This window comes from Clostridium sp. AF27-2AA, from assembly GCF_003478505.1.
In the GTDB taxonomy this organism is placed as follows: domain Bacteria; phylum Bacillota; class Clostridia; order Lachnospirales; family Lachnospiraceae; genus Brotaphodocola.
Genome location: NZ_QUFI01000073.1, coordinates 1,318 through 1,572, shown reverse-complemented (window position 1 = coordinate 1,572; position 255 = coordinate 1,318). Strand labels below are relative to the sequence as shown.

The following is a 255-nucleotide window of genomic DNA, read 5'->3' as shown; positions in this document are numbered from 1 at the left end:
TCCACGACGGGATCGGCGTGGAAGCCGACGCTGCCGAGGCCATGCACTGGGTGCGCGCGGCGGCGTATCAGCGTTACGGTGAAGGTATGCACCGGCTGGGCGTATGCTATGCATACGGCGACGGCGTGGAGCAAAACTGGGAGCATGCTGTGCATTGGTTCCGCGAGGCGGCAGAGAGTGGCGTGAGCGTGGCAATGACGGATCTGGGATACTGCTATGAAAAGGGCTGCGGCGTGGAGCAGAGTTGGGAGCAGG

At 63.5% G+C, this 255-nt stretch carries 1 protein-coding gene; it reads left to right on the top strand.

Features of this window, described 5'->3' with window-relative positions:
- Positions 1 to 255 (top strand): tetratricopeptide repeat protein (locus DWY84_RS17600; RefSeq protein ID WP_207665142.1); only part of this gene is annotated, 255 nt, incomplete at both ends.